At 37.8% G+C, this 22,250-nt stretch carries 14 protein-coding genes; all 14 read right to left on the reverse strand.

Annotation, left to right across the window (positions count from 1 at the left end; genetic code table 11):
• Positions 1–77: 77 nt before the first annotated feature.
• The gene (locus FG27_RS08035) at positions 78–1,391 is read right to left on the reverse strand and encodes a sugar MFS transporter (RefSeq protein WP_037317821.1); all 1,314 of its coding nucleotides are present in this window, start codon (positions 1,389–1,391) and stop codon (positions 78–80) included.
• Between the two features lie 3 nt (positions 1,392–1,394).
• On the reverse strand, positions 1,395–3,764 hold the full coding sequence (locus FG27_RS08040; protein WP_081912606.1) for a GH92 family glycosyl hydrolase: 2,370 nt from the start codon (positions 3,762–3,764) through the stop codon (positions 1,395–1,397).
• Between the two features lie 41 nt (positions 3,765–3,805).
• Positions 3,806–6,100, reverse strand: a complete 2,295-nt coding sequence (locus FG27_RS08045; RefSeq protein WP_037317824.1) for a GH92 family glycosyl hydrolase — start codon at positions 6,098–6,100, stop codon at positions 3,806–3,808.
• Positions 6,101–6,111: 11 nt separating this feature from the next.
• A complete protein-coding gene (locus FG27_RS08050) occupies positions 6,112–7,137 on the reverse strand; it encodes a glycoside hydrolase family 43 protein (protein ID WP_037317827.1) in 1,026 nt (341 codons plus the stop codon).
• Positions 7,138–7,152: 15 nt separating this feature from the next.
• Positions 7,153–7,851 carry a gluconate 2-dehydrogenase subunit 3 family protein gene (locus tag FG27_RS08055; RefSeq protein WP_037317830.1) on the reverse strand — a complete coding sequence of 233 codons (699 nt, stop codon included), beginning with the start codon at positions 7,849–7,851 and terminating at the stop codon, positions 7,153–7,155.
• A gap of 11 nt (positions 7,852–7,862) precedes the next feature.
• On the reverse strand, positions 7,863–9,590 hold the full coding sequence (locus FG27_RS08060) for a GMC family oxidoreductase (RefSeq protein WP_037317834.1): 1,728 nt from the start codon (positions 9,588–9,590) through the stop codon (positions 7,863–7,865).
• Positions 9,591–9,607: 17 nt separating this feature from the next.
• Positions 9,608–10,732, reverse strand: coding sequence for an ROK family protein (locus FG27_RS08065; protein ID WP_037317837.1), 1,125 nt, complete (start codon positions 10,730–10,732; stop codon positions 9,608–9,610).
• A 41-nt stretch (positions 10,733–10,773) separates the two neighbouring features.
• Positions 10,774–12,207, reverse strand: coding sequence for a glycoside hydrolase family 125 protein (locus FG27_RS08070; protein WP_037317840.1), 1,434 nt, complete (start codon positions 12,205–12,207; stop codon positions 10,774–10,776).
• 70 nt (positions 12,208–12,277) lie between these two features.
• Positions 12,278–12,952, reverse strand: a complete 675-nt coding sequence (locus FG27_RS08075) for a basic secretory protein-like protein (RefSeq protein WP_037317843.1) — start codon at positions 12,950–12,952, stop codon at positions 12,278–12,280.
• 333 nt (positions 12,953–13,285) lie between these two features.
• Positions 13,286–14,086 (reverse strand): discoidin domain-containing protein, encoded by an 801-nt coding sequence (locus FG27_RS08080; RefSeq protein ID WP_037317846.1) that lies wholly within the window; start codon positions 14,084–14,086, stop codon positions 13,286–13,288.
• A 14-nt stretch (positions 14,087–14,100) separates the two neighbouring features.
• A complete protein-coding gene (locus tag FG27_RS08085) occupies positions 14,101–15,717 on the reverse strand; it encodes a RagB/SusD family nutrient uptake outer membrane protein (protein WP_037317849.1) in 1,617 nt (538 codons plus the stop codon).
• A 12-nt stretch (positions 15,718–15,729) separates the two neighbouring features.
• Positions 15,730–18,792, reverse strand: coding sequence for a SusC/RagA family TonB-linked outer membrane protein (locus FG27_RS08090; RefSeq protein ID WP_081912607.1), 3,063 nt, complete (start codon positions 18,790–18,792; stop codon positions 15,730–15,732).
• 119 nt (positions 18,793–18,911) lie between these two features.
• On the reverse strand, positions 18,912–21,209 hold the full coding sequence (locus FG27_RS08095; protein ID WP_037317855.1) for a GH92 family glycosyl hydrolase: 2,298 nt from the start codon (positions 21,207–21,209) through the stop codon (positions 18,912–18,914).
• Entirely contained in the window at positions 21,136–22,080 is a 945-nt protein-coding gene (locus tag FG27_RS08100; RefSeq protein ID WP_037317858.1) for a hypothetical protein, read from the reverse strand. Before FG27_RS08100 ends, FG27_RS08095 begins: the two co-directional genes overlap by 74 nt.
• Positions 22,081–22,250: the final 170 nt, after the last annotated feature.

Genomic DNA, 22,250 nt, shown 5'->3' on the forward strand with positions numbered 1-22,250 from the left:
TAAGCAGACATTAGGATTTTAAAAGTATAAACTAACACCTGACACCTATTATTCTTTAAGCTATCAATATAGGAATTCTACTCTATTGCCATTGCTCTTCTTTTGTTAGTCCAGGCATAATAAAATATATAAGCATAACAGATCATCACTAAAATCAAGGCAATTTTAAAACTATAGGAATCAGTTAGTAATCCATAAGCCGGTGGTATTATCGCGCCACCAACTATCATGGTGCACAATACTCCTGAACCTTGGGCCTTATCATCTCCTAAGCCGTCTAAAGCAAGACTGAAAATTGTGGGGAACATTATAGAGTTAAAGAGGCCTACAGCAATAATGGTCCACATAGCTGCAAGACCAACCGAAAATGTAGATATAAGTATCATACTTATTGCTCCTATTGCAAATACACTTAAAACCTTAGCTGGGTTAAAAATAGTTGTTAAATAAGAACCAATAAACCTTCCTATCATTGCTCCCGTCCAATAAAAAGTAACAAAAACACCAACCACAGCCATATCACTTGATGCTGACACACCAGTACTCAAAATCCAGCCTGCAATAGTACGCATAAAGGATGTTTCTCGCACCGTTGCAGCAAGATCCAGGCTTAAAAAATAGTTTACCATGTAACTTCCCAGTGCCACTTCTGCCCCTACATAGGAAAACAGGCCTATGGCTCCCAGGATTAAATTTCTATTCTTTAGTACTCCCCGATAATCATTCGAAGCTTCCTTATCCCCTACCTTTGGAAGGTTTACGAAAAAGAAAACAATGGCTATTATTATTATAAACGCTGCAATCCCTAGGAAAGGTGTTTGCACGGCAGAGGCTTCAGAAACATAATAGCTTGTTTGCGCAGTAGTATCCAGGGCTTCAATCTCGGCAGTAGTTTTAACTTTATCCTGAAGAATGAATAAAGCTCCCAAAGCCGGTGCAATTGCCGTACCCAGGGAATTAAAAGCCTGTGATAGATTAAGTCGGCTCGAGGCTGTTTTTTCAGGACCTAAAATAGTAACATAAGGATTTGCCGCTACCTGCAATATGGTAATCCCGGCTGCGAGCGTGAAGTATCCAAACATAAAAATTCCGAAGATACGATAGGAAGCTGCAGGGTAAAAAAGTAAGCAGCCAGCAGCCATAGTAACCAAACCTAAAATAATTCCTTTTTTATATCCTATTTTTGATAAAATATATCCTGCAGGTATAGAAAGTAAAAAATAAGCACCAAAGAATGCAAATTGTACCATCCCTGCCTGGAAGTAAGAAAGTGTAAAAACTTCTCTTAATCTTGGTATAAGTGAATCTACCAGCACGGTAATAAAACCCCATAGAAAAAAGAGGATAGTAACAAATATAAAAGCTGTACGATAAGATTTCTTTTGATTCATGTTCTACTTATTTTCTCTATAAATTTCTTTATTTGGCTCGCTACTCATATAAAATTTTAATTCTCCTCCGTCCATAATATCTGTATGGTCTATAAAAGGCTCTTTTAGAACTTCTCCATTAAGTTCTACCTTTGAAACAAATACATTTTCTGCAGACTGGTTATTAGCAATAACTGTAAAAGTATTCCCATTATCCAGATTTATTGTTGCTTTATTAATAGCCGGACTGCCTAACGCGTATTGTGTAGAACCGGGTGCCACTGGATAAAAACCAAAACTACTGAAAATATACCAGGCGCTCATTTGTCCAAAATCATCATTTCCACCTAAACCATCTGCCCCGGTTTGGTATTGATCTTTGAGAATCATTCTTATTTTATCCTGAGATTTCCAAGGAGTATCGGTCCAATTGTATAAATAAGCAACATGGTGCGATGGCTCGTTTCCATGTACATAATTTCCTATAATTCCTTCACGCGAAATATCTTCCGTGTTTTCGAAATATTTATCGGGTAATTCCATTGAAAACAAAGAATCTAAATGTTGGGAGAATTGCTGCTTTCCGCCCATCATCTCAATCATTTCGGCGGGCTGATGTGGCACATAGAGACTATAATTCCAGGCATTCCCTTCAATAAATCCCTGCCCGTGAGTATCTAAAGCATCAAATTCCCTTTTAAATTCACCATTATCCAATTTTGGACGCATAAAACCAGATGCTGAATCATAAACATTTTTATAATTTTCAGATCTTTTGCTGAATTCTTCGAAAACTTCCCGGTTGCCTAATTTTTTAGCGGCTTGTGCGATGGCCCAATCATCATAAGCATATTCCAGGGTTTTAGACACCGAAGCACCATTTTTATCTTCAGGAACATATCCTTTTTCCATATAGTATTCCAGGCCATCGTAATACCCCGTTTTAGCAGTTTGTACCATCGCCTCTAAAGCGCGTTCTTCATAAAAACCAGTATTTCCTTTAACTATCGCATCAGAGATTACCGAAGCGCTGTGATAACTAATCATACACCAATTCTCATTGGCATAATGTGACCAAACCGGTAGCATTTTATGAACACTTTGATCATAATGTGCCAGCATTGCTTCTACCATATCGCTATTACGCTCGGGTTGTAAAATATTAAACAGTGGATGTAATGCCCGGTATGTATCCCAAAGTGAAAAACTGGTATAATTGACAAAATCTTCTGCCTGGTGAATATTCATATCAATCCCGCGGTATTTTCCATCCACATCCATATATTCGGTTGGGCCTAAAAATGAGTGATACATAGCGGTGTAGAAGTTGGTCATTTCAGCATCATTTTCAGCATCTACCACTACTTTATTTAATTCTTTATTCCACTTTTCGCGAGCATCATTTTTAACTCTATCAAAATCCCAATGTGGAATTTCAGCCTTCATATTATTAAGCGCTCCTTCTGAACTTACCGGGGAAATTGCCAGTTTAATTTGAAGTTTTTCTTCGGCCTCCATATCAAAATCAAAATACATCCTGATTTTTTCTCCTGCTATTTCCGGGAAATTCTCATCCTGGTCAAACTTCCTCCAGAAACCATTGTAAGGTTGTTTATCGTAGCGTGCCCGCCCGTAATTTTTTATTGGCTTATCAAAGCTCATTGCAAAGAACACTTTACGTGTTCTAGCCCAGCCATTGGTTTGTCTAAATCCTGTTATTAAAGTATCGTTTTCTACTCTTACAAAAGTCCATACATTTTTATCGTCGTAATTATAAATACCAGACATTAAATCCAGGATTACATGGGCTTCTTCTTTATCTGCAAAAGTATACCGGTGCATTCCTACACGAGTTGAAGCAGTCATTTCAGCTTCAATATTATAATCTTCTAATAAAACTTTATAATATCCTGCTTCGGCTGTTTCTTTTTCGTGGGAAAAACGGGAACGATAACCGCTATCGGGATTGGCTTCTGTTCCAGGATTCAATTTTAATTCTCCCGTGGTGGGCATTATTAAGAAATCACCCAAATCGGAATGGCCGGTCCCGCTAAAATGGGTATGACTAAAACCAACAATCGTAGAATCGTCATACTGGTAACCCGCGCAATATTTATAAACATCGGGGTTGTATTTACCATCTACCGCATAAGGAATGGTATCGGTATCCGGACTTAATTGAATGCTTCCAAAAGGTACCGTAGCGCCAGGATAAGTATGCCCCATTTTGGCTGTACCAATCATAGGATCTACAAATTGAGCGAGATCTTTTAGCTCTTCCTTAGAAGATGAATTATTCGCTTTAGTGGTTTTTTCTTCTTTCCCGCAGGAAAAAAACAACAGGAACATTAAAAATGTTCCTGTTGAAGTAATAAAATTATTGTTGAATTTCATTCTTTTTTAATTTATATAGATTGAAAGCCTCCCCTCACATATTATAATTCATTAGTCAAAGAATACGGGAAATCTGATTTTTTAGTCCCTCGATTCTTATTAGGGGTATCACCCATTTCTATATCGATTACCGCGCCTTTCATAAGTTCCTTATGACTTAAATAATTCTTTGTGTAATTTTTGCCGTTTAATTCCATTTTCTGAATATACTTGTTGGAATCACTATTTTGAGAAGCATTAATAATAAGCTCGTTTCCATTTTCAAGTTCTACAGTTACTTTTTTGAAAAGCGGAGCACCCATCACGTATTCATCTGTAGCCGGGGCGACAGGATAGAAGCCCATTGCAGAAAATACATACCAGGCTGAAGTTTGTCCATTATCCTCATCGCCACAATATCCATCTGGGGTAGGTTGGTACATTCTATCCATTGTTTCTCTTACCCAGTATTGAGCTTTCCACGGTTCACCTGCGTAATTATAAAGGTAAATCATATGCTGAATTGGTTGATTTCCGTGTGCATATTGCCCCATATCGGCAACTTGCATTTCCCGGATCTCGTGGATAACCCCGCCGTAATAACTTTCATCAAAAACCGGTGGCATTTCAAATACTTTATCTAATTGATCTACAAATTCTTTTTTACCTCCCATTAAATCAATCAATCCCTGTGGATCATGAAATACTGACCAGGAGTAATGCCAACTGTTACCTTCGGTAAAGGCATCTCCCCATTTAAAAGGATTAAAATCTTCTACAAACTCCCCGTTCTCTTTCTTACCACGCATTAGCTTGGTTTCCGGATCATAAAGTTTTTTGTAATTAAGACTGCGTTTTTTATAAAGTTCAATTTCTTCTTTAGGGCGATTCAATTTTTTTGCCAGTTGATATATAGCAAAATCGTCATACGCATATTCTAAAGTTCTGGCGGCATTTTCATTAATACCAACATCATAAGGAACATAACCCAGATCTTTATAATATTCAGCGCCGGCACGGCCTACGGCAGTCATTGGCCCTTCGTTATTGGCTCCATTTAGAAGTGCTTCATATAACAAATCAATATCATAATCAAACTTCCCATCGGTTTTTAAATAAGCATCTGCAACAACTGAGGCCGAGTTGTTCCCTACCATAATGTTCCTAAGACCCGGGCTCGCCCATTCTGGCAACCAACCGCTTTCTTTGTAAGCATTAGCAAGACCTTTTTGGATATTAGCATTTAGTTCAGGGTACATTAAATTTAAGAATGGAAATAAAGAGCGAAACGTATCCCAAAAACCGGTATCGGTAAACATATAACCAGGTAAAACTTCGCCATTGTATGGGCTGTAATGCATCACTTCTCCTTCGGCATTATATTCATAAAACTTTCTCGGAAAAAGCAAGGAACGGTATAATGCTGAATAGAATGTCGCTACCTCATCTGGAGTTCCACCTTCCACTTTAATTCTGGAAAGTTCCTTATTCCATTCTTTGCGAGCTTTTTCTTTTACAGTTTCAAAATCGTCATTTCCTATTTCTTTCAGGTTTAATTCGGCCTGATCATAACTTATAAACGATGAAGCTACCTTTGCATTAATAACTTCCCCTTTTTCAGTTTTAAAACTGATCACACTCCCAACGTGTTCAGCCTCAACTTCCAGGTCTTCCGAAATTTCTTCACCACTAAATGTATGCGAAGCGGTAAATTCTTTATCGAATTTTATAACGAAATAGTTCTTGAAATTATCTGGTACTCCTCCACTGTTTTTGGTGGTATACCCAATTATTTTATTTTCTTCAGGAATAACCTTTACATAAGACCCCATATCCAATGCATCGATAACTATATGAGAACTATCTGATTCCGGAAAAGTAAATCGGAAACGGGCCGCTCTTGACGTAGGTGTAATCTCGGTAGTTACATCATGATCGGCAAGATATACGCTGTAATAGTGTGGGTTAACTTTTTCAGATTTATGGGAAAACCAACTGGCCCGCTCATCTTCATTAAATCGAATTTTACCGGTTATGGGCATTATTGCAAATTGTCCGTAATCATTCATCCATGGCGAGGGTTGATGCGTTTGTTTAAATCCACGTAGTTTATCGGCAGTATACTGGTAGGCCCAACCGTGACCCATTTTACCGGTTTGTGGTGTCCAAAAATTCATTCCCCAAGGACGCGCAATGGCCGGGTACACATTCCCATTTGACATGCTTGGCTTAGAATCTGTTCCCATTAACGGTTTTACCCAATCTACTGGATTTTCAACCTTTTCTACAAGGTAATCCTGTGCATTGACAAACGTTGCAAAAAAGCAAAACGCAAGGACAAAAAAATTAGTTTTCATATAGTAATATTTTATTTATTTATTGGATTTGGTTTAACTCCCTCGTGACTAATAACTACAGGTTTTATATGCCCATTTTCATCAAAATACATTCTATCAATACAGGTTTCCCTTGAATTTCGATCGGTTTCACCTTTTGGACGACGATGGTAAACCATGTAGTAATCATCTTTACCCGGAGTTTTTATTACCGAATGATGTCCCGCCCCAGTGGCTATATCTGGATCTTGTTGTAGTATAGTTCCTATTCTTTTAAAAGGTCCGGTAGGAGAATCGGATATTGCATAGGCTACACTGTAATCTGGACCGGTCCAGCCACCTTCAGACCACATGAAATAATATTTTCCATCTCGCTTAAACATAAACGGTCCCTCTACGTAACCTTCCGGGGTCACTTCCTTAAAAGTTTCACCATCTTCAAAAGTTTTGAACCCGGTGAAATCATCATTTAATTTTGCTACGTTACAGTGTTGCCAACCCCCGTAGAACATATAATATTCTCCATCGTCTTCAAAAACAAATTGGTCTATTGGCTGGGCGCCGTTATGGAATTTTCCAATTAAAGGTTTCCCTAAATGATCTTTGTAGGGCCCTTCTGGACTGGAAGCTTTAGCTACACCAATACCTCCAAGCTCTTCATCACTTTGAATATCGTTAGCACCAAAAAAGAGGAAATAATCTTTCTCCTTTTTAATAATAGCAGGAGCCCACATAGCCCGGTTAGCCCACTTCACTTCAGCAGTATCAATTATTCTTTCGTGCTTCTCCCAGTTCACGAGGTCTTTTGAAGAAAAAGCATCAAGAAATACCTGTTCCTCGTAAGGGGCAGAATAAGTAGGGAAAATCCAGTATTTATCATCAAAAACGATTCCTTCAGGATCGGCATACCAACCTGGAAAGACGGGGTTGTTGTTTTGAACAATTTCTTCTTCTGTTTTCTCTTCTTTTTCTTTATTATCTTCTGCATTCATTTTGCAACTTGTAACGGCAATCGCTGCAAACATTAATAATAAAAGGTTTCTATAAGAATTTTTCATCTTTAACATTTTAATTTAAACTTCGTATTTGCTCCAATCCATTACCTCATTTCGGGTGACAGGATTCATTGCTACTTTTAATAAATCTTCATCGTATTTCATTCCATGTTTCTCAAGCACATGCGCTGGTACACCGTCCCAAACATTGGGAGTATTCCCGCGATAATCGAGATATTTAAATCCGGGGTCACTTGTAAAGTAGCCAGTAACTACCAGGTTTCTGATATTCCTAAAAAATACAGGACCTGGAGAATTTTCTTCAAAAGCTCTGGGGTAAGCCATGTTATCTATAATTTCCATTTGATTTTCTTTTGAAATCTCATTGAAAGCTGCTTCAAAACGTTTATTGCTTTCCCTATTAATCCACATTAAACCACCACGCATGGGGAGTTGATGCTCGGGAATGTCTTTTACAATAAACTCGATGAATTCCGGTACGCCTGCTTCAGTAGCGGAAACCGATTCTTCATCTTCAGGAATAATAATATCTGATAATATAGAAATAGTAGCCATCTCTTCTTCAGAGAAAAATGTCTCAGAATATAAATCTTCATCTCTTTCCTCTTCCGCCGGAGTTCTTCCGTACCCCTCTCTTTCTTCAATTATATCTCCTGCAGCAATAGGTGATTTTTTATCGGTCACACAACTGCTAAGGAACAAGCTAGAGCCTACGCCTCCCAGAACCAGTGCTTTTAGTGATTCCCTTCTATCCATAATTATAAATTTTATACATTCCCTTTTTTAAGCTGTTCGGTCAAATAATCAGTAGCACGCCAGGCCAGTGCCAGGATCGTCCAGGTTGGATTCTTATCTGCCTGGGATACGAATGGCCCGCCATCCATAACAAATAAATTAGGTACATCGTGCGCCTGGTTAAACTCATTTACCACAGAACTTTTAGGATCTTTACCCATCCTTGTGGTTCCCACTTCGTGGATAATCTTTCCAGGATTTTCTAGTCCGTAATTTTTTTCTTTTCCAGGCTTGTCCCCTAATGGAACTGCGCCCATATTATGCATCACCTCTTCAAAAGTATCTTGCATATGCCTGGCTTGTTTTACTTCTTCATCAGACCAGCTGTAATTGAATTTTAGCACCGGGATTCCATACTTATCTACTGTATTTGAATCAATTTCGCAATAATTTTCTTTTCGTGGAATACTTTCTCCACGTCCGGCCATTCCAAAGGTAGCTCCATAGAATTTTTTTACATCTTTTTTGAGGCCCGTGCCATAAGCATTTCGTGAAGTATCACCGGTAATTTCTTTTAAGGCCTGGGTATTAAACCCAAATCCATAAGCAGGCATACTCATTCCGCCCCAATATTCAATATGATATCCACGAGTAAAACCAAGGTCTTTACTATCGTTTAGCCACCATGGTGTATAAAGGTGCATTCCGCCTACGCCGTCTTCATTATAACGTTCTCTATCTACCAGTTGGGGAATAAATCCCATCCTGGAAGATCCCGTTGAATCGTGAAGGTACTTCCCTACCACTCCGCTGGAATTTGCCAGTCCGTTAGGGTGCTGTGCCGATTTTGAATTAAGTAAAATACGTGCCGAACTACAGGCGCTAGCGGCTAAGATTACTACTTTTGCTTTGATTTCGTAATCTCTTAGATCGTCTTTATCTATATAAGAAACCCCGGTAGCTTCCCCTTCCCCATTGGTTAAGACTTCTCTAACCATGGCATTTACATAGAGGTCTACATTACCAGTTTTTACAGCTGGTTTCACTAAAACAGATGAAGAAGAAAAATCGGCATAAGCCATACAGGAACGGGAACACTGGTTACAAAAAAAGCATGCGCCACGCTCCTTATTCACCGGTTTTGTGAGTATAGATAAGCGAGAAGGAATCATAGGAACTCCTGCTTTATTAGCCCCTTTTTTGATGTATAACTCGTGTAATCTGGGCTTTGGAGGTGGTAAAAAGAACCCATCTGGTTCGTTTGGTATATTTTCTTTAGTCCCAAAAACCCCAATTAATTTATCTACTTTATCGTAATATGGTTTTACGTCTTCGTAACCTATTGGCCAGTTATCACCTTTTCCATCAAAATCCTTTCGTTTAAAATCCAGGGGACCAAAGCGAAGAGAAATACGCCCCCAATGGTTGGTTCTTCCACCTAACATCCTTGATCTAAACCAGGCAAATTCTGTATTTGCATTTTGGGTATAGGGCTCCCCTTCTAATTCCCAGCCACCATAGGCCATATCGAAATCTCCAAAAGGCCTTGTAGTAGAAGCTCCTCTACGTGGAGACTCCCAGGGCCACCTAAGTTGGGTGCGCTGTTCTTTGTTAGCAGGATCAAAATCTGGTCCCGCTTCCAGCAATGCTATTTTAAACCCGGCATCAGCAAGTAGTTTGGCCGCCATACCGCCACCAGCACCCGAGCCTACTATGCAGACATCATATTTAGTTGATTGCTTCTTTATTTGAAATGACATTAATTCAATTTATGTGGTTATACCTTCTCCTTCTTCTCCAGTACTCTTCCAGATTTCGATAAAGCTACTGCGTAAGCTCCCAACATAGTAGCATTGTTGGTGCCCAACCTGGAAATACCCACCGGGACTCTTTTATCTTCTACGAATTCAATTTCCCTGGTAGAAAATGGAACTTTAATTTTTTTCATTGCAGTTTTATAAAATGCCTGCTTAGTTTTTTGTTCTTCAAAAGAAAAAGCCTGAGATACTATTCTATTAAACCTGTCTTTGTTCCTATTCTCAATTTTTCCATTAAGATGCTCTAATATTTGTGGCAACAGTAATTTAGAAGAACCTGCTATGCCCCCACCAATAACTACACCTCCATCAATTATATTCATAACATTGGCCAGTGCTTCTGCGGCAACTTTCGCAACACTATCATAAGCCATAACTGCGGCTTCCCTATTTCCATTTTTATCTCCTACGGCAATTTGAAAAATATCTTTTGGGCTTAACTCAAAGCTTTCTTTAGAGTAATCTTTATAGTAGGATTGGATTCCCCTTACACTTACACTTTCTTCGGCAATAATTTTTGGCTCTAAGAGATTTCTCATCAACCAAATTTCTCCCCCCGCAGAATTATCTCCTGCACATATTTCCTGGTTTATAACAACCCCGGCGCCAAAACCGGTTCCTAAAGTAATACCTATTAGATTTTTAAATTCTTTTTTTATTCCGAATTCTTTAAAACCATTATTAACCTCTGGAAGAAAGCCACCAATAGCCTCTCCATAGGTAAAAAGATCTCCGTCATTATTAATATAAGTAGGCAAGTTAAAATAATCCTCCAACATTGGTCCCAAGGCCACGCCCTCTTTAAAAGAGGGGAAGTTTGGAGGGCTTATAATAATCCCTTTTTCGTATTCTGCAGGTCCTGGGAAAGCAAAACTAATAGCCACTGCCTTTTCTGGCAATAAAAGCTTTTTTACTCTTTTGAAACCTTCAATAATATTTTCCAGGCATTTTTCTAAATCTGTTGAGTTGGATGGTAAGGTGATAAGTGGAGTAATTGGTTTTCCTCCTTTTAAAGCGGAAAAAACAAAATTAGTCCCACCTGCATCTAATGTTAAAACTATTCTTTCGTCTTGAAATATTTTCATTTGCAAACTTAGCAGTAAGATTTTCGGTTTTTATAATTTTGTTATTTCAACAAATGCGGCTTTTCCTGGTAAGTTTTCCAAAGAAATTCTCCAAATAGCGTATTGGCCCAGGCAAACCATTCCCGGGAGAAATTTGTGGGATCGTCTTTATGGAAGGTTTCGTGCATAAAGCCAGTATCTCCATGAGTATTTTTAAGTGTATTTATACACCATTTAATTTCTTTATCATCCTTACTGGTTAAACCTTTCATGGTAATAGACATAGGCCAAATCATATCTAGCGCAACGTGGGGGCCACCTATTCCTTCAGCTGCAGTGCCTTCGAAAAAGAAAGGATTGTCTTTAGACCAAATATAATCTCTTGTATTTTGATAAATAGGATCATCTGCAGCTACGGCGCCTAGATAAGGTAATGAAAGGAGACTAGGAACATTAGCATCATCCATTAACAATTGGTTGCCAAAACCATCCACTTCAAAAGCGTAGATCTTACCATATTTTTTATGATCTACAACGGCATACTCATCCAAAGCTTCTTTCACCTCTTTTCTTAACTTCAGGAGTTCATTTGCTTTATCGGTCTCTCCATGGATTTCTGTTAACATTTCTGCAGCTTGCTCCAGGCTAACCACTGCAAAGAAATTTGAAGGAATTAAAAACGAAAACACCGTGGCATCATCACTAGGTCTAAATGCCGAACAAATTAGGCCTACTGGATTAACTGGATAGCCATACCCCTGCAACGCACGGGTATCGGTAGCTTTTGGAGTTTCTCTTTGAAAAGAATATGCGCCTCTATCATCCTTTTTTTGCTGATCTTTAAATACCTTAAGGATAGAATCAATGGCTTTTATCCAATTATCATCGAAAGGGCTGGTATCGCCAGTAGATTTCCAGTAATGGTAACCTAACCTAATAGGATAACATAGGGAATCAATCTCCCATTTACGCTCGTGTACACCAGGCTTCATATCGGTTAAATCGCTAAACCATTCACCTTTCTTTTCAGGATCATCATAAAAAGCATTCGCATACGGATCTTTTAATATATACTGAGTCTGCTGGTTTATAACACCCGCTATAAGCTTTTTAAGTTTTTGATCTTCCTCGACAAAAGTCATATAAGGCCAAACCTGTGCTACACTATCGCGCAGCCACATGGCATCGATATCCCCGGTTATTACATAGGTGTTTGGTTTGCCATTTATTTCTGAATAGGTTACCGTGGTATCTAAAGTATTAGGGAAGCAATTATTAAAAAGCCATCCCAGTTCTTCGTCTTTTACATTTTTCTGAAATTCTGCAATAACCTTTTCAATTATTTTACTTTCGAAATTTCGATCTCCCTTAGGAGTTCTAACCACGGGGAATTTTTTAAAAAAACCGCTTATTTCTGAAGCATTAAGATGAAATGGATCCAACATTGTTAGACCGCCTGCTAATGCAGTATTTTGTATAAATTTTCTACGTTTCATATATTAAAATTTCTGTAGGAATTAATAGTGATAGTTCTAATTCCTTTTGTATATACGCTAATTTTTCTCATTAAATATTATCAGGATTTTCTGCGTAAGCTTCCCATAACTCATCGAGTGTAACACCCGTAAGGTCTTCCCATAATACTTCGGAATAGGTATTTTCCCGCATATTTCTATCCAGAGTTACAACAAGATTCTGATTATAATTATTTGAAATCCAGGCTAAAAACCTGGCGGTTATTCTATAGCTATTTTTATATGATTGATCGGGTGAAAATTCTGGCAGAAACCATTCTGCACCTTCATTATTAACACCATATTTATAACGAACATAATCGGCAATTCCCTCGGTAAGCCACCCCGGACCCGCTTGGTGTGGATAGGATTGTACAATATGCATGGCTTCGTGAGTAATTACATCTAAATCGTTTGGTTTATTTTCCAGCCATTGGGAGCTTATTGTGATTTTACCATTGTTCGCAAAGGCAACCCCGGTATAGGAAGTATCAATTTTAACATAAATGGTATCCTTGGCTTCAGGATTAAAATCTTTTACCATTTTTGGATAAACCTTAAAAAAAGTTTTTACTAAACCGTTCTTTACCTCGCTGTCTAAAAAAGGCGCATCGTTGATAAACATTAGGGTTTTATCTTTTTCCATAAAAACTTCAGGTTGCTGAGCTTGCATTTCGATTACCACAAGGAGGCTAAACAAGGTGATAAGCAGGCATGTATTTTTCATTTTTTAATTTCTTTCAATTCTATTCTAAACTCTTTATTCTCTTTAAAGATTTCTAGAGGAAAAGATTTAGTGTATCACAAGGTTAAGCTTTGTCAATACTTTCAAATAGGTATTAAATTTATATAAGAAAAAAGTGGAGATGTAACTAACTAGGCTAACAAATAAATATGAAAAAACTACTAAAACATGATTGCCTCATCTCCACTATCTCTGTTTTTAAATACTTTATTTTTTAAAACAAATTCCAGTTTAGTCCTTTGATTAGTATTATGGGCCAAATAATAAAATAAGAGGCCAAAATTCTTTATTTTGACCTCTCCTGGCTAATTTAATTTATTCCGGAATTGTTAAAAGGCGCCATTCACTCATCTGGAATAGACCGCCACCATTATTATTTACAACATTAAACCTATAATGGGTATAAGCTGTCTCATTTTCAAAATAGAATTCCCTGGTAAGATTTCTTCCACTGAAGGTTTGGTTAAGTCTTTCGTCTAGAACCTCCCAGTTCTCACCATCATTTGAACCCAGGATTTCCCAGTCGCGTGGATCCCTGTCTGGCGCATCATTTCCTGAGGTTAATTGATAAAAGCTTACGACTTTTTCTTCCTCAAATTGCAGGGTCATCCAAAATGGTTGAACATAATTTGATAAGTACTTTGAATTTAAATCCCCATCTATTAATTTAAGGGAGCCCTCGGCACCTTCAGCACCGCCACTATATTCCCTGTTTACATATATCTCGGCTTCGTCAGTGATATCCAATGGTGCTGAAGCTATAACCTTCAATTGAGCCTCAGCACTTAAACTTTCCTGATCCTGGGATACTATTCTTAAAATAGTCTCTCCGGCATCAACGGCAGTTATAGTTACTGATTTATCTTCGTTCATTATAAGATCAGCAACACTGGGATCGTCAATTTCCCATACATAATCCCTTGCCGGAAAAATATTAGGCACAAATCTCGGATTTATATCCTCGGTTTCCCCTGAAATCAGAAGTATGTCGGTATTATCTAAAGTAACCCCGGTTTCCACTAAATCTGGAAAATCTCTACGTCCTTCACAAGAAAAAAGTGCTACAATAAATGTAGAGAGGACGATACTTTTAAAATTAAAAATTTTTGTGTTCATATTATATTTTTTTTTTAGTAACCTGGATTTTGTTCTAAATTAGGATTGGTTTGCACCTGTCTTAAAGGAATAGGGTATAACGTTCTATAATCTTCACTCGGTTCGTGATCCCACCATGTTCCCGTGGTAAACTCACCAAATCTTATAAGATCTGTACGACGTTTACCTTCAAAAATAAATTCACGACCTCTTTCTTCCAGTAGCTCATCTAAGGTTAAAGTAGCCGTGGTATAAGAAGCCTCAGTCCAGTCTTCATCATTAAAATAACGACTCTTACTTTCGTTAATAAGATCTACCGCTTCAGCGGTTGCACTTCCCCCATTTAGTCGCATTAAAGCTTCAGCTTTGTTAAAATACATTTCTGTAAGCCTGTAAATCACGAAATCATTTTCTAAATAATTCTCGTCGGTTTGTGTTCCCGAACGGTATTTGTGAAAACGCGCACCACTGTTCTCTTCTCCATCTGTCATACTTCCTTCTCCTGTTTGGCCTTCGGTGTTTCTTCTAATATTATTTACATAAACCAAAGGCTGTCCATTATACTCTTCTGACCCTAGAATTGGCTGATCTGTACCGAATCGAAATTGAGGTCCAAATAAAAACCACTCTTGTTTCCTAATATCGCTCTCACTGTATTCATCAAAAGCAGAAGGGATTACAACAAAAGCATTCCATCCCGAATAATTTACATCCAAGGCAGGTGCCATATTTGAGAATCCGGAGTAAAAAGCCCGCCAATCATAACCAAATCCATTTTCTCTACTAAAAGGGAACTGGAAAATATTCTCTGGTGAAAGTTCATTTTGATTACTATAAGGACCTAATGGATCTTGGTCTAATGCCATATTACCCATTAGAGAACCTCCCTCTCCATCAATAACTTTGTCTGCATATTCAATGCTTTCCTGCCATCTAGCTTCACCACTCCAAACTTCAGCATTAAGATAAAGCTCAGATAACATTGCATAGCCTACAGCTTTTGAAACTCTTCCTAACAAGGATTGAGAAAGAGGTTGAAGACTTTCAACGTTTTCTAATAATTCGCTTTCTACAAATGCAAATATTTCTTCTCTTGATACCGTTGCAGGGTTTTGCGGCTCACCTACCTGAGTAACGAGTGGAATGTTCCCAAAAAGATCCATCAATTTCATATAATGGTATGCTCTTAACACCCTTGATTCTGCCACCAGAGATTCCAATCTTTCAGGTGATACATTCGCAGATTCTGGATCGATATTTTCAATATCGGTTATAGCCGCATTAACATATCCTACTCCGGTCCACATTAAACTCCAAGTATTGGCCAATCTACCTTCTTGAGTGGTCCAGGTGTGGTAATGTTGCCTTATATGATCTCCACCATCAAATCCATGGGGACCTTTTTGCGGCCAGGCTACCTGATCAGCTGATAATTCATTATGATAATAATAGCCATTTTGTCCAGACCAGGACAACCAGGCTTGCATGTGGGTGAAAGGCCGCAACGTAGCCTGAATAATTTCTAATTCATTATTGTAGAAATTTGATTCCTCTAGTTCAGAATATGGACTTTCATCCAAATCCATGCAGCCGAAGAAACTAAATACTATCGCGAAACAGGCTAAATTCTTTATATTTAATAAATTCTTCATTTCTTGTGTTGTTTAAAATTTAACATTCATACCAGCAGTAATCGTAGTGGTTCTAGGGTAGAAATTTCTATCATCTACTCCAGGATAAAGCCCTGTATCCTGTACTTCAGGATCTCTACCCGTATATCCAGTAATTACAGCAAGGTTTCGTGCGTTGACATATACCCTAAGGGCACTGAAAGGACTATTTTTTCCAAATTTGAAATTATAGCCTAGAGTTACATTATCCAGCTTTACGAAATCTCCACTTTCTAAATAATAATCTGAATATTGAGGCTGCTCACTTATATGGCTATACTGGTCTAAAGCGGAAGTCAAAACATTTCCTCCAATATTTGGGTTTCCATAGAACAAGTCTACTGTGTTTAAGATATCATAATCAAATTTTCCTCGTAAAAATACAGTTAGATCAAAGTTCTTATAGCGAAATGTATTGGTTAAGGATGCATTGTACTTCGGCATTCCGTTTCCTATAATGGCATTATCATCTCGTGGACTAATCTCACTGGCTGGCACAACAGAACCATCGGCCTTATAAAAAAGCCATTGACCATCTTGCGTAAACCCGGCAAAACGTTTCCCGTAGAAATCACCAATTGGTCCTCCTTCGGTATTTCTAATTGCATCTCCTAAATTCCCTGGATTTCCAATATTTCCTCCGAAAATTTCACTTGCAATGAACTGATCATTAGAAAGGGTAGTTAGTTCATTTTCCTGATAACTACCAGCCATATCAATAGTCCAGCTAAAATCTTCAGAATTAATAGCTTTAAAAGACATTCCTAATTCTACACCCTTATTGGTTATAGTACCAACATTGGTATATATTGTACGTTGAACAAAAGGTGGCTGAGGAACTTCATAACTTAAAAGTAAATCTTCGGTACGGCGATTATAAACATCTAAAGCACCGGTTAATCTGTTATTAAATAGTCCAAAATCCAATCCAACGTTCCATTCCTTTTTTCTTTCCCACCTTAAATTAGGATTGGGATTCTTATTAGCTCCATAAGTTTGATAAAAAGTTGGAATATATTGTCCATCGGCATTAGGAGAATCAGGATAGATAGGGTAACGACCTCCGGTTCCTAACGTCACCAAAGATTGATAATTTGGAATCCCCTGGTTTCCCGTTATACCGTAATCCGCCCTTATTTTAAGGCTTGAAATAAAATCAGCATTTTGCATAAACTGTTCATCTGAGATTAACCAGGCAGCAGAAATGGCAGGAAAATTACCCCATTTATTATTAGCACCAAATTTAGAAGACCCTTCCCGACGCATCGATGCCTGTAGGAAATAACGGTCCTTAAAAGAATAATTTACCCTGGAAAAAAAAGCAATCAGAGTATTATCGTTTTTAAAACTATTCAAACTTGGGCGAGGCAAATCGGTATCAATAATTGCGTTCCCAGCACCAAAATTCCAGTCTAAAAATGCATCAGTAGTAAAACCACTGTTATTCATATCAAAAGTCTCTAATGTTGTATATTGGTAACTATACCCTCCTAACAGGTCAAAGGCATGATCTCCTATTTCCCTTTCAAAAGTCAAAGTAGGCTCAAAGGTAGTGGTGTGATCCAGAAGATTTGATTTATAAGCATATCCAGTTCCTAAGTACTGACTTCCATCATTATATTGGTTCCAATCCTGTATTGACCTATACTGTCTGTCATTCCAGGTATTACGTTGGTAAGATCCAAAAGCGGCCACTATTAATCCTTCTGTAATTTCAAAGGAAGCTTTAGCATCACCGGAAAAAGTTTGTTGCTGTCGCTTATTAAACCTGTTTTCATATTCGGAAAAGGGGTTATAGCCTCTTTGTGGTTGATAAAAACCGAACCTACCTTCGTTATACAAATCGGTTCCTTGGTCCACAGAATAAGGAGCATATATAGGTGCAGTAGGATTCCAATCGGTTACAATACCAAATTGACCTCCTCCTAATAAATTAGCATTATTAAAGTTGGTTACAATGCTAGACTGAAAATTTAATCGATCATCAAAAGCAGATTGATTAAAGCTAGCCCTAACCCCAAATTCTTCTCTTTCATTTTCTAACGCAATTCCCTCAAGATTCCTATAGTATAATGAGACTCTGTAATTGCTATTTTCTCCTCCACCTGAAGCAACAAAATTATGATATTGACTAAGATTTGCTTCATTAACTAGTTCGTCAAATATATCTGTAGAATATCCGAAATCATTTGAAGAAAAAACGCCATCTTCCATAGCCTGCCTATACTGTGCTGCAGATAAAAAATTTGGTTTAGCGTTCACAAAATCTCGAGATAAAAATGTAGAATAATCAAAGCTGGTTACTCCTGCCTTACCCTTTTTGGTAGTAATTAATATTACTCCATTATTTCCTCGGGTTCCATAAATTGCTGAAGCTGCACCACTTTTAAGTACATCAAAAGACTCAATATCATTTTGCTGTACAAGATCTAAATTACCTCCAGGAATTCCATCTATAACAATTAAAGGTTCCGTATTACCTGTAATTGAGGTTACTCCCCTAAGCTGAATTGAAGTACCCCCGTTCGGATTATTTCCTGCAGGCCTAGTAATGGATAAACCAGGCACTTTACCCTGAATAAGAGAAAGAGCATTCGGCACCACCCCCTGGTTGAAATCATCTTCAGTTACTTTAGTAATAGAAGTGGTCACAGACCGTCTATTCTGTGTACCGTAACCTACAAGTACTACCTCATCCAGTGATTCCTGACCCTGTTCCATTTGCAGATTAATCGTGGACTGCCCATCCACAGGTTGCTCTACAGTTTCCATTCCAACAAACGAGAAAACCAAAACCGCGTCTTGGTCTCCTAATGTAATAGAGTAATTCCCATCAAAATCGGTTTGAGCACCATTGTTCGTTCCCTTCTCCTGGACGGTAACACCTGGCAACGGCAAGCCATTAGAATCGGTAACTGTTCCAGTTACTGTATTTTGATTCTGTGCATAAGGATATGCCTCGTTAATCTGAAATACCATCAATAAGAAAAACAAACAATATTTGAAATTCTTTTGAAGGCAAATAGACCGTAAAAAAAGGCTAGTCTTTTTTTCCATATTAGATTTAAATTTTAGTTAGTATTTAACATTAAATTAGTAAAGCTAATATACTAAATCGGTTTAGTTAAAAAAACTTTAATGCTTAAATTAATAATTTTAACATAAAAATATGCCTTTTAATTTGTCTTGAATTGCGGAGATAGGGAAAAAGGAGTGCTTTCTTTATTGATATTCCTTATTAGATTAGGTTCGGTGCTCATTTCAAAATTCAAATTTCCTCCCTTGCTAATTTGATCGTAAGAAAGATAATTTTTAAGGAACTCATCCCCATTTAAAGTTGCTGATTGTATAAAGACGTTCTCCTTATCATTATCCTTTGCATTTATAATAAACGTATTCCCGTTTTCTAGATTAATAGTAGCTTTTTTAAACACAGGACTTCCAATCACATACTGGTCTGTACCAGGTGTAACACTATAAAAACCAAGGGCGCTAAGGACGAACCACGAAGAAGTCTGGCCCTGGTCCTCATCACCGGGATATCCGTTTTCACTAGAATTATATAATTTTTCCATAACCTCTCTAACTCTATACTGGGCTTTCCAGGGTTGACCCGCATAATTATAAAAATAAATCATATGTTGGATTGGTTGATTACCGTGGGCATATTGTCCCATGTTGGCCATTTGCATTTCTGTCATTTCGTGAATTTTCCCTCCATATGTTCCCACGTTGACTTTACCGGAAACATTGAATACAGAATCCATCTTAGCGGTAAAAGGTTCATTCCCCCCCAATAGGTTAATAAGTCCTTGTGGATCCTGGAAAACAGACCATAGGTAATGCCACGCGTTTCCCTCGGTGAAAGGTCCTCCCCATTCATAGGCATCAAAATCTTTAACCCATTGGCCGTTCTTCTTTCTACCACGCATAAAACCAGATTTTTCATCATAAACATTTTTATAATTATACATGTGCCTGGAAAATATTTCCTCATAAAATTTATTACCGGAATCCTTGGCAAGCTTATAGGCACAAAAATCATCGTAGGCATATTCAAGAGTTTTCGCTGTTGCTTCTTTCACTTCAGGATAAGGAACATATCCGATTGTAAAATATTCTTTCCATCCATCACGTCCGTTAGCCGGACCCCAGGGACCTTTATTTGTCACCTCATGAAAATATGCTTCCAGGGCTTTTTCTGGATTAAAGGTTCGGATCCCTTTTGCCCAGGCATCGGCAAGTAAAGAAATCGCATGATTACCCACCATGCTTCCAGCCTCACTAGGAAAAGACCATGATGGCAACCACCCGCATTGGTCATAAGCATCTAATAAGGCAGCAACATAGCGGCCGTGCATCTTTGGAGAAAGAATTGCATTTAAAGGAAATTGTCCTCTAAATGTATCCCAAAAACCTGTATCGGTGAACATATACCCCTTATGAATCCCCCCATCATAAGGACTATAATAATATGGATCACCATGTTCATCAATTTCATAAAACTTCCTTGAAAAAAGACTTGCCCTAAAAAAACAGGAATAAAACGTTTTGATCTGTTCCTCGGTTCCGCCTTCTACCAAAATTTTTCCTAACTGTTTATTCCATATTCTGGCACCTCGCACTTTTGTTTCCTCAAGGTCTTGATCTTTCCCAAGCTCAGCGACCAAAGTTGTGAGAGCTTGTTCATTACTTATATAGGAAGAAGCAACCTTTGCCTGGACCCGGGAGCCTTTGTCGAATTCTAAAAAAGCACCAATACCTTCGCCCTCACCTCGAGTCTGCCCGTCCCACTTTTTTCCATCCCTATTTTCCCAGGTACCGAAAGTCTTAAATGGTTTATCAAATTGAATAACGAAATAGTTTCTGAAATCCTCAAAACGCTCCATTCCGCGACCATTTTTCACAAACCCAGTTATCCTTCTTTTTTCTTTATCTATTTTAACCCTACTTAGCCCGGTATATCCATCCAGAACCAGGAAAGATGATTTTCCTTTAGGAAATTCAAACCGCAGGTGTGCCCCACGTTCGGAGGGAGCAATTTCTGTTTTTATACCATTCTCAAGGGTTACCATGTAATAGTTCGGTTTAGCCACTTCATTTGCATGGCTAAATTCCGTAGCCCTTTCATCTTCCATTAATTTTAATTTACCGGAGACGGGCATTAAAGAAAAAACCGCGTAATCATTAGTCCATGAACTACATTGATGTGCCTGCTGAAAGCCTCTTATCTCATCCTTAAAATATTGGTATTTCCATCCATCACCATTTCTTCCTGTTTGCGGAGTCCAGGTATTCATTCCAAATGGAAGTGCCGTAGTGGGATATGTATTACCCCTGGTAAGCTCAAATTTTGAATTAGTCCCCTGCAAGGTATTTACATATTGAACCAAATCCCTTTCAGGATGAGAGTTTTGTGCCTGAGAAGCCACAATACCTAATAAGTGGATAAATAGTAGTGCTCTTAATTTCATTAGCTGTATTTTTAGAGTTGTTGCTTGGCATTTGATCAATTATAAGTAAAGTAAATAATGGGAATAAACCATGAGGAATTCGATAGATGGTTGCGTACATATATTGATGAATAATTAATGGTGAAAGTTCATAAGTAAATCCACTAATTATCCGGGACAATGCAGTTACAAATCCCCAGATTGCGGCGTAGATTAAAGCAATCTTTAAAGTTACAGGGATAAAAATCAAAACAGCCACCAGTAAATCCAAACACCCCGCAATAAGTAAAAAACTCTTTGCAGAATCTTCTGAAATACTGAGAATATTCATGGTCATTGTAACGAAATTCCCTGGAAGAGGATATGGCCAACCGATTGCATATAATCCATGGCTAAGAAAGGTTCCCGCTATAATTAGCTTTAGTGTAAAAATTTGCCAGGACTTCCAGTATCCGGTTTTAAAATATAATAATAGCGCTAAAGGCGATCCAAATTGAATTGCGTGTTCCAGGAACATAGAAAAATGATAGAAATTACTTTTAGCATCTAAAAAGGCCAAAAGAATTAATGCCCCGGTCCCGAGTACCAAGAAATACTGATATATTCGAAAATTTTTTTTATTAATTAAAGTACATATCAATCCACAAACGAGATAAAATATTCCAAGGGCTTGTATAAAAGTTTGTATAGCATTATCTAATGTAATATCTGTCACATAATCATTCCAATTTGTTTTAAAGATTACTTCTACGACAGGGCTTAATAATGCTTCGTCCCAAAGTATTGAGCGAAAGGGAGCGTCGAAGAAAATATGTTCATATGCTCTACCAAAAAATACACAAACAGAGCATAACTTTAAAAGAGATATCCTAGAAAGAACCGGTAAATTCATATTATAAAACAAACTTTTTATATAAACCCGCATTAAAATTACCAATTATTTTGACTAAATCGATTTAATAGCGATATTTATCGAATATTGTAGGTGATATAATGGTGACAGGGAGGGTATCAAGTAAGCAACTAAACTACTTATAAAGGAAAATGTATAAGACTATTAAA

Origin of the sequence: Salegentibacter sp. Hel_I_6, from assembly GCF_000745315.1 — a bacterium.
Classification (GTDB): domain Bacteria; phylum Bacteroidota; class Bacteroidia; order Flavobacteriales; family Flavobacteriaceae; genus Salegentibacter.

Coding starts and splice junctions, on each gene's coding strand:
- FG27_RS08035 (WP_037317821.1), bottom strand. CDS start 1,391: ATGAATCAAAAGAAATCTTATCGTACAGCTTTTATATTTGTTACTATC.
- FG27_RS08040 (WP_081912606.1), bottom strand. CDS start 3,764: ATGAAATTCAACAATAATTTTATTACTTCAACAGGAACATTTTTAATG.
- FG27_RS08045 (WP_037317824.1), bottom strand. CDS start 6,100: ATGAAAACTAATTTTTTTGTCCTTGCGTTTTGCTTTTTTGCAACGTTT.
- FG27_RS08050 (WP_037317827.1), bottom strand. CDS start 7,137: ATGAAAAATTCTTATAGAAACCTTTTATTATTAATGTTTGCAGCGATT.
- FG27_RS08055 (WP_037317830.1), bottom strand. CDS start 7,851: ATGGATAGAAGGGAATCACTAAAAGCACTGGTTCTGGGAGGCGTAGGC.
- FG27_RS08060 (WP_037317834.1), bottom strand. CDS start 9,590: ATGTCATTTCAAATAAAGAAGCAATCAACTAAATATGATGTCTGCATA.
- FG27_RS08065 (WP_037317837.1), bottom strand. CDS start 10,732: ATGAAAATATTTCAAGACGAAAGAATAGTTTTAACATTAGATGCAGGT.
- FG27_RS08070 (WP_037317840.1), bottom strand. CDS start 12,207: ATGAAACGTAGAAAATTTATACAAAATACTGCATTAGCAGGCGGTCTA.
- FG27_RS08075 (WP_037317843.1), bottom strand. CDS start 12,952: ATGAAAAATACATGCCTGCTTATCACCTTGTTTAGCCTCCTTGTGGTA.
- FG27_RS08080 (WP_037317846.1), bottom strand. CDS start 14,086: ATGAACACAAAAATTTTTAATTTTAAAAGTATCGTCCTCTCTACATTT.
- FG27_RS08085 (WP_037317849.1), bottom strand. CDS start 15,717: ATGAAGAATTTATTAAATATAAAGAATTTAGCCTGTTTCGCGATAGTA.
- FG27_RS08090 (WP_081912607.1), bottom strand. CDS start 18,792: ATGGAAAAAAAGACTAGCCTTTTTTTACGGTCTATTTGCCTTCAAAAG.
- FG27_RS08095 (WP_037317855.1), bottom strand. CDS start 21,209: ATGAAATTAAGAGCACTACTATTTATCCACTTATTAGGTATTGTGGCT.
- FG27_RS08100 (WP_037317858.1), bottom strand. CDS start 22,080: ATGAATTTACCGGTTCTTTCTAGGATATCTCTTTTAAAGTTATGCTCT.